Here is an 8,506-nt window from a genome sequence, read left to right as displayed (position 1 = left end):
TGATGCCGCTGGCCTGAAATCCCGCTCGTCTGAAATCCCTTACCCGCTCAAAACGCTCGCACCCGACATCGTGAGGCGCGCCATAAATCGCGGTCGCATACAATCTGACATCAAAATCGACGTCATTCCCGCAGAAGCGCAATGCTGTCCGGGATAATCTCCCTGAGATCGCACCCGTGCGAGAACTGGCTCTTTACGCAGAAGAAATTGCGAACTAGATATTGATCGAAAAAAATAACCAACGTCATCCTCGCGAAAGCGGGGACCCATGCTGAGCCCGTCTATACGCAGAGTTCGATTCTTCAGGCCCGGGGCTGTGCAGCTGAAAGCCAATCGCAGGAACCTTGATTTTCACATTTAAGTTGTCTGCGACATAATTTCTGAAGCGACTCAAAGGCCAACTCAGCGCATTGCCATGTCAAGGTTTTTTTCCGGACAGCAGGGCCGCAGGCGGAACGGCAGCTTAGCGCCGTAGTTCCTTGGGGATGGCGCATGCGCCACCGCCCGCGCGAGGCCGAGATTGGTTTTTGCTGTATCTACACAGCCTTTAGAAAACGCCAGCGGCGCTCAGTCTTCCTGGGCCGTTTCGGCCGGCCAGTCGCGGATATAGGCCTTGAGCATGCGGTTCTCGAAGCCTTGCGCCTCGAGCACGGCCTTGGCCACGTCGTAGAACGAGATGACCCCGAGCAGGCTCTTGGCGTTCATCACGGGCAGGTAGCGCGCGTGCTTCTCGAGCATCATGCGGCGCACCTCGTTGACCTCGGTGTCCGGCGTGACCGTGATCGGGTGGTCGTTCATGCATTTGCGCACCGTGCCGGCGCCGACCGATCCGCCGTTGGCGCTGACCGCCTTGAGCACCTCGCGGAAGGTCAGGATGCCGACCAGCGAGCCAAACTCCATGACGATAAGCGAGCCGATGTCTTTGTCGGACATGGTGGTGAGCGCCTCGAGCAGTGGCGTCTCGGGATTGACGGTGTAGAGGATGTTGCCCTTCACCTGGAGGATTTCTGAAACTTTCATGGTCGCCGCCCTATTCGGAAGTGTGTAAGTTCTGCGCGTCTTTTTATTGAGTTCTAGCTGCGAATGTAGCCTAAGCGTAGCAGAAAATCCAGCATTGCGAAAAATCAAAGCTGCCAGGATCCACGAGCAATATTGCGGCGCCAAAGCGACCGTGCGCAGCGGGCCTGGAATCGTGGTTAAACAATGCATTTGATGCTACGATTCGGCCCATTCCCGTTATCCACCGAGAGCCACCATGAGCGGTCCCCAATACCCAGGTTTCGACACGCTGTCACTGCACGCGGGCGCCGTGCCCGACCCGGCCACCGGCGCGCGCGCCACGCCGGTCTACTTCACGTCCTCGTTCGCGTTCAAGGATTCGGACCACGCGGCCTCGCTGTTCAACATGGAGCGCGCGGGCCACGTGTACTCGCGCATATCCAACCCGACCAACGCGGTGCTCGAAGAGCGCATCGCCGCGCTCGAGGGCGGCGTGGCCGGCATCGCCACCGCCAGCGGCCAGGCCGCGATGCACCTCGGCCTGTGCACGATCGCCGGCGCGGGTTCGCACATCGTCGCCTCGCGCGCGCTGTACGGCGGCTCGCACAACCTGCTCGCCTACACGCTCAAGCGTTTCGGCATCGAGACCACCTTCGTCGATCCGCGCGACCACGCAGCCTGGCGCAACGCGATCCGCCCCAGCACCAAAGTGCTGTTCGCCGAAACGCTAGGCAACCCGGGCCTCGACGTGCTCGACATCCCCAACGTGGCCGCGATCGCGCACGAGAACCACCTGCCGCTGATGCTCGACTCGACCTTCACGACGCCGTATCTGCTGCGCCCGTTCGAGCATGGCGCCGACCTGGCCTTCCACTCGGCCACCAAATTCCTGTGCGGCCATGGCACCGCGATCGGCGGCCTGCTGGTCGACGGAGGCACCTTCGACTGGCAGGCGGCCTACGACAAGAGCGGCCGCTTCGGCGAACTGTGCGAGCCGTACGAGGGCTTCCACGGGATGGTGTTCGCGGAGGAGTCGACCGTGGCCCCGTTTTCGCTGCGCGCCCGGCGCGAAGGGCTGCGCGACTTTGGCGCCGTCATGAGCCCGCACAACGCCTTCGCGGTCCTGCAGGGCATCGAGACACTGAGCCTGCGCATGGACCGGCACGTGGCCAACACGCGCAAGGTGGTCGAATTCCTGCTGTCTAATCCGGCGGTGGAGTCGGTGTCGTATCCCGAGCTCGAGTCGCACCCCGACTACGCGCTGGCCAAGACGCTGCTGCCGAAAGGCTGCGGCGCCGTGTTCACGTTTAACATCAAGGGCGATCGCGCCGCCGGGCGCCGCTTCGTCGATTCGCTCAAGGTGTTTTCACACCTGGCCAACGTGGGGGACGCCAAATCGCTGGCGATCCATCCGGCGTCGACGACGCACTTCCGGGTCCCAACCGAGCAGTTGGCAGCGTCCGGCATCACCGAGGGCACCATGCGCCTGTCGGTCGGCCTCGAGGACGTGGCCGACCTGATCGAGGACCTCGCGCGCGGCCTCAAACTGTCGCAAAAGGGAGCCTGAGATGATCTATGACGTACAAGGCGCTCTAGCGTACTGCTACACCGGCGGCAAGGCATTCGACGCCGCGCGCCCTACCGCGGTGTTCATCCACGGCGCCCAGAACGACCATTCGGTCTGGATTTTGCAAACGCGGTATTTCGCGCACCACGGCTTCAATGTGCTCGCCGTCGACCTGCCCGGCCACGGCCGCAGCAAGGGCGAGGCCAAAACCAGCGTAGAGCAAATGGCCGCGTGGGTGCTCGAGGTGCTCGATGCGGCGGGCGTGAAAAGCGCGCTGATGATCGGCCACAGCATGGGCTCGTTGATCGCGCTGGAGGCGTCGGCCGTGGCGCCGGAGCGGGTCAGCCACCTTGCGATGCTCGGGTCGACCTATCCGATGAAGGTTTCCGACGCCCTGCTGGCGACCTCGCGCGAGGACGAGCAGAGCGCGATCGACATGGTCAATTTTTTCTCGCACAGCTCGATGGCGCAAAAGCCCTCGTGCCCCGGCCCGGGGTTCTACACCATGGGTGGCGCGCGCCGGCTCATGCAACGCGTCTCGCAGATCAATCCGGCGCAGCTGTTTTACACCGACTTTTTCGCCTGTAACGCGTATGCGAACGGCCAAGTGGCGGCGGAAGCGGTGCGCTGCCCTACCCTGTTCATCTTCGGCAGCAAGGACATGATGACGCCGCCACGGTCGACCAAGCTGCTGACAAGCTCGATAAAGCACGGGAAAACAGTGATGGTCGATGCGGGGCACTCGTTGATGGCCGAGCAGCCGGATGCAGTGCTAGACGCCTTGTTCGCGTTTGCTACAAAGCGCGAGGGATAGAAGATTGCCGCTCCGTGGGACTAAGCAATGCCGAAGCGTCGGCGGTCACGAAGGCGGAATGGGAAAAACCTCGTCCCTGCTGCACCAACCTACGAAAGTCGCTCGGGCTTTTCGTTCTGGTTGGCTAAGCTGGAAATGCTTGATCCCTTGTAGTCGGCACCCCGTCGCCGGTTTGGCGCGCTTTCCATTCGGATTTATGCGCAGCAAGGTTCAGTGCCGACGCTCACTGGCGCCGCCTTCCGACGTCGGCGCGAAGAACAACAAGGAGATTTTTCCGGCGCCAGCCAAGTCCGACAACATCGATAGTCTGCGAATGCAGGAGTTATTTCCGGATGCGCGTTCCGAGTTGCAGGCGCTTTGCCCTGGCTTACTGGTGCTGACCGCGCGGTCAGTCCCGCGTTTCCACCAGCTCGTTGCGAACCGATTGTTTCAACGCTCTCGGCGCCGTCATCTGAGTGAGCATGAAGGTTTCATTCTCCCTGATCGACAAGGCACCTCAGTTCGCCTGTTAAACTTGCGAAACAGCGACAAACTTTGAGACTTCAATTGAGCAAATTCACTCAATCAAACCACACCCATGGCAGCGCACACTTCCCTAGTTGTGCGCAAAAAATGCAGACCATCGCCGTCGACAGCCGTTTGGCCGGCCCGATCGACATCGATGTGTGCGTGCAGTGCTGCGTCATCTGGTTCGACCAGTCAGAAAGTGCCCAACTTGCGCCTAGCGCGGTGGTCGAACTGTTCAAAATAGTCAACGCTTCAACCGAGAAGCCGCGCCTGCCGCTGTCCAGTGCATTGCCTTGCCCACGCTGCAAAGTTCAACTAAAGTTCACCCATGACATCTTCAAAGCCGGCCGGATTTCTTACCATCGCTGCCAGACGCACGGACGCTTGACCCCGTTTTACCAGTTCCTGAAGGAGAAGCAGTTCATCCGCCAGCTGACGCCAATGCAAATCAGTCAGCTGCGTGCCGACGTAAGGCAAATCAAATGTTCCGGGTGAGGTGGTACGCTCAACCTCGAAAAGGACACGGCGTGTTCCTACTGCGGTGCGGCGATCGCCGTGCTGGACGCCGATGCGGTAACCAAAGCGATGGAAGTCTGGGCCGCTGCAGCCGAACGTCGGCGCCACAGCAGCCCGGCGGAAATTTCCGAGGCTACGCTCAGGCTCGCCTCCGCCCATTCAAAATTGGCCGACAAGCGAAGTCATTCCCTGCCTGATGTCCTGCTTGGCAATGCGGCCAATGCTGACCTGGTCAGTGTATGCATCGCCGCGCTGGGCGGGCTCTTTGCGCTATTGAATGATAGATGAAGTGGTTCCAGCGGTTTGTGGGACATTGACCATATTTTCGCCCCTCCTGGTAGGGCATGGACAGCGCCGTCGCCACGCCCTGCCTGCGCCGTGAGCACGGCAACGTAGGTGCGGCCGACGACGCCATTGCCGATCCAGTTGGCGGCGGGCGGCTTGCTGGCTCGGGCACCAGCAAGCCCGCGCAGCAGCGGGCCATCGGGCAGGGGCAAATGCCTCCATTGGTAGCCCGAATTTGCCGACTGGGGCAGCGCTTCAGGCTTGTGGCGCCATTTACTGCATGCACGATTTTTACGACAACGCTAGCGTGCCGCTGGTCAGGCACGCAAACCGCGCAGCGTTCAGTTTCAGACTACGAGCAGCAGAGGTCGCATGGCGCGCGGGAGGTTTCGGGTGACAAACACGGGAATTCGTGTCGCTATCGGGCGATGCCGGGTTGAACCGGTTGAAATAGGACCTTTTTGGCGGGACGAAAAATTCTGGAGGGTGCATCCGATCGCGGGCGACGTCGATTGCCGAAAGGCTGCGACTCGCTCGAGAAACAAATTCACTTGCGAAAACTATTCAGCCAAAAGTGCGCCAGAAATAATGATGTTGGGGCCGACGGCCGTTGCAAGCGTTTCTTGCTGGCCCGCCAAAAGGCGATTTGGGCCAAAGTCATTCGTTGGCATAGAATGACCGTTCAAAACCTGTAAAGCGAGGAGCCAATGAGCTTGCCAAATTACGCGATCCGTGCAATAACCAGGCCAGAACTCGACAGTGCAATGGACTGGGCCGGCGCTGAGGGTTGGAATCCCGGCCTGCACGACGCCGCCTCTTTCTACGCGGCCGACCCGGACGGCTTCCTGGTCGGCCTGATCGACGGCGTGCCAATTGCGAGCATCTTCGCAGTCAAGTACGGCGCCACGTTCGCATTCATCGGCGGCTACATCGTCAAGCCGGAATGGCGTGGCCAAGGATACGGCATGGCGCTCTGGAAGGCGGCAATGGAAACGCTAAAAGGTGGCAATGTCGGCCTCGACGGCGTCGTCGCGCAGCAAGACAACTACCGCCAATCGGGATTCAAACTGGCGCATCGGAACATGCGCTTTGAAACAGTTTCTTCCGGCCCGCGTGTGCTCGCCGCAGGAATCATGCCTTTGGCGACCCTCCCCTTCGAACAAGTGCGCACCTACGACCAAGACTTCTTCGCCGACGAGCGCACGCAATTTCTCAGGCACTGGATCGGGCATTCACAGGGCGCGGCGTTAGGCATGCTGCGCGGCACCGAGCTGCTCGGCTACGGCATGTTACGCCCTTGCAGGCAAGGCTACAAGATCGGACCGCTCTTCGCCGATACGCCCGAGGTGGCCGATGCGCTCTTGCGAGCATTGATGGGCGAGGCCGAAGCAAACCAGCCGGTCTATCTGGATGTGCCACAGAAAAATCCGGATGCGCTGGCCATGGCCGCCAAACACGGCATGACCGTCAGCTTCGAAACAGCGCGCATGTACACGGGGCCTAAGCCGGACCTGTCGATGCCACGGCTGTATGGCGTCACCACATTCGAGCTGGGCTAGAACGCCACGCAACAGCGCTATGCGCGCCGGCGAAAAACAAAGCCGGCACCGACAAACAGCGTCGCAAAAATGGTTGTAGCAGTAAGCGTGAAATGAAATATGAACGCTCCTGTGGATCTGCTCCGTCCATCGAGCGACAGGAGAAGCGCGGCAATGACGAGCGCAGCACACGCCAGCACTGCGAGCAAAACGATTCTCCACCTTTGCTCGTTTGCCGAACTGGTCCACGGGTAGCCGGGCGTGCGGCGCAGGCTGACGAAATAGGCCAGAACAAGGGCGACAATGCCAAAGGCCGTGCTCAGGTGTTGGAGCAGCTTATAGGCCGGCACCGAGAGGCCGCCAAGCGGCACCGATTCTTGCCGCGCGGGATAGCGAATCACCACCCAACCGCTCACGTGGGTGAAACTATCCCACACCATATGCGTCGCCGCGCCGATGGCAAGCGCAAGAATCGCCAGACAGGCAGCCCGCACGGAGCTGAACGGCCCCGCCGCGACACCACCGGAGAGCATCCCGCGATGCGGCTGCGGCAAAATGTTGCGGATAGACGGCTTAAGAAGTTGGACGATCAACAGCGTGAGCAAGCCGATGGGAATGCAAAGCAACAAGCCTTCGAACATCGTATGCGCCCGCGTTGCCAAGGCAAACTGTCCGAAGTAGTAGCCGATGTCCGGCGAAACGCTCCCCACAACCAGCGCCGAGAGCGGCAACCGCGCAAATCCCCCGAGGCGGAATGGCAGCACCGCGGCGGCATGGGCGAAGGTCCACGGCATACCGAGCCTAAAGCGCAGTAACTTCTACGCCGCCGTCCCGGCATTCCGGCGCGCCGGCCACAGCAAAATGCTGCGCCAGGGTCTGCCCCAGCGAATGCTCCACGGCCAGTTCCACCTGCCGCGCCAGCACACCCGTGTTGAGCGTCAATGGCGACTGCGCGTCCAGGTCTTGCGCCGCGCCGGCGTCGACCGACCTGCCGCCGAACACGAACACGCGATACACCTCGGCCAGCGTGAGCTGGTTAACATTGGTCAGCAGCACCCAGTTGTCGCTGTTCTCGCTCCCGCGGCGGCGCCATTTGGAGCGCGCCGCTTTTTCCGCGTGGATGCGCCCTACCCATCCCTCGGCAACCATGCTCTCGAGCAGCATCGTCATCTCGTCATAGCCGATCCGGGTCGCGGCCCGGATCGTCGGCGACGACACGAGCGCGCTCCCCGTCACGATGGCCGTGCCATGGAGCACCTTGAGGATCGCCATCGCGTCGACGAAGGCGGCGCCCGGCACCGGCTCGTACCACCAGCGCTCATACTTGACCACAGGCAGCGCCGCGGTCAGCAGCGCGCCCATCAGGGTGATCATCCACGACAGGTAGATCCAGACCAAAAACACCGGCAGCGCGGCCAGCGCGCCATAAATCAGGGTGTAGGTCGGAAACTGGCGGATGAACGACGCGAACGCGTGCTTGGCCACCTCGAACGCGAGCGCCGCCACCAGCCCGCCCCAAGCGGCGTCGCGCCAGTCGACGAAGCGGTTGGGCACGGCCATATACAGCAGCGTGTAGGCGGCGGCCGTGATTCCCACCGAGACCAGCGCGTAGAACAGCGCGCCCACCAGCGGCACCACCTTGACGAGCGCGCTGGTGGCCATGAACAATTGCGAGGTGACCGTCAGCGACAGGCCGAACAGCAGCGGCCCGAGCGTGACGAGCGTCCAGAACGTCATGATGCGCTGCCCCAGCGGCCGCGGGCGCTTGACGCGCCAGATCTGGTTGAAGGCGCGCTCGATCGTGCCCATCATGGCCGCCGAGGTGATCAAGAGCGCCACCGCGCCCACCGCCGACAGCCCGGTCGCCTTGCTGGCGAACTGGGTCAGGTTGCCGATGATCGTGTTGGCGATGCCCCTTGGCATGCCGGTCTGGACGAAGTAGGCGTCGAGCGTGACGCGCAGGTTGCCAAACACGGGAAAGGTGGTGAAGATGGCCAGCACGATCGTCAGCAGCGGCACCAGGGCCAGCGTGCTGGCGAAGGTCAGGCTGCCGGCCACCTGCGGCAGCTGCTCCTCGGTCAGGCGGCGGCGCGCGAAACGCAGCAGGTCGCTCGCCTCGCTCCAGGTCAGCCCGCGCATCAGGTCGACGCTGCTGTTGATGATGTCGCTGGTCGAGCGGGAGATCGCGTTGACTGTTTTTGAGAGCATGGATTGGGTAAAATGGCGCCTCGCCGAGCGAAGCATAGGGCGTGGCATTGTGCAAAGCGCCCTATAATACCA

The 8,506-nt window shown here is 61.8% G+C and carries 8 protein-coding genes; 5 read left to right on the top strand and 3 right to left on the bottom strand.

The features are described from left to right. Positions 1-567: 567 nt before the first annotated feature. Complete coding sequence (locus C7C56_RS19115; RefSeq protein ID WP_106758963.1) at positions 568-1,020, bottom strand: CBS domain-containing protein; 453 nt, start codon at positions 1,018-1,020, stop codon at positions 568-570. A 235-nt stretch (positions 1,021-1,255) separates the two neighbouring features. Between C7C56_RS19115 and C7C56_RS19110 the strand changes: the two genes are divergently transcribed. The 5 genes from C7C56_RS19110 (at position 1,256) to C7C56_RS19095 (ending at position 6,247) form a co-directional block, all read left to right on the top strand. Further along, the gene (locus C7C56_RS19110; protein ID WP_106758962.1) at positions 1,256-2,566 is read left to right on the top strand and encodes an O-acetylhomoserine aminocarboxypropyltransferase; all 1,311 of its coding nucleotides are present in this window, start codon (positions 1,256-1,258) and stop codon (positions 2,564-2,566) included. A 1-nt stretch (position 2,567) separates the two neighbouring features. Then, positions 2,568-3,380 (top strand): alpha/beta fold hydrolase, encoded by an 813-nt coding sequence (locus C7C56_RS19105; RefSeq protein ID WP_106758961.1) that lies wholly within the window; start codon positions 2,568-2,570, stop codon positions 3,378-3,380. Positions 3,381-3,926: 546 nt separating this feature from the next. Next, complete coding sequence (locus C7C56_RS19100) at positions 3,927-4,382, top strand: hypothetical protein (RefSeq protein WP_146204555.1); 456 nt, start codon at positions 3,927-3,929, stop codon at positions 4,380-4,382. A gap of 60 nt (positions 4,383-4,442) precedes the next feature. Further along, positions 4,443-4,691 carry a hypothetical protein gene (locus C7C56_RS28310; protein WP_146204554.1) on the top strand — a complete coding sequence of 83 codons (249 nt, stop codon included), beginning with the start codon at positions 4,443-4,445 and terminating at the stop codon, positions 4,689-4,691. A gap of 704 nt (positions 4,692-5,395) precedes the next feature. Beyond that, positions 5,396-6,247, top strand: a complete 852-nt coding sequence (locus C7C56_RS19095) for a GNAT family N-acetyltransferase (RefSeq protein ID WP_106758959.1) — start codon at positions 5,396-5,398, stop codon at positions 6,245-6,247. Between the two features lie 17 nt (positions 6,248-6,264). Here C7C56_RS19095 and C7C56_RS19090 read toward each other — a convergent pair whose 3' ends face one another. Then, the gene (locus tag C7C56_RS19090) at positions 6,265-7,020 is read right to left on the bottom strand and encodes a DUF4184 family protein (RefSeq protein ID WP_106758958.1); all 756 of its coding nucleotides are present in this window, start codon (positions 7,018-7,020) and stop codon (positions 6,265-6,267) included. Between the two features lie 7 nt (positions 7,021-7,027). Further along, on the bottom strand, positions 7,028-8,434 hold the full coding sequence (locus tag C7C56_RS19085; protein ID WP_106758957.1) for a YihY family inner membrane protein: 1,407 nt from the start codon (positions 8,432-8,434) through the stop codon (positions 7,028-7,030). Between the last annotated feature and the right edge of the window lie 72 nt (positions 8,435-8,506).

It is taken from the genome of Massilia glaciei (genome assembly GCF_003011895.2).
Lineage (GTDB): Bacteria > Pseudomonadota > Gammaproteobacteria > Burkholderiales > Burkholderiaceae_D > Telluria_A > Telluria_A glaciei.
Note: the sequence above shows the minus strand (reverse complement) of the source record. Positions and strands in the feature narration are given on the sequence as shown.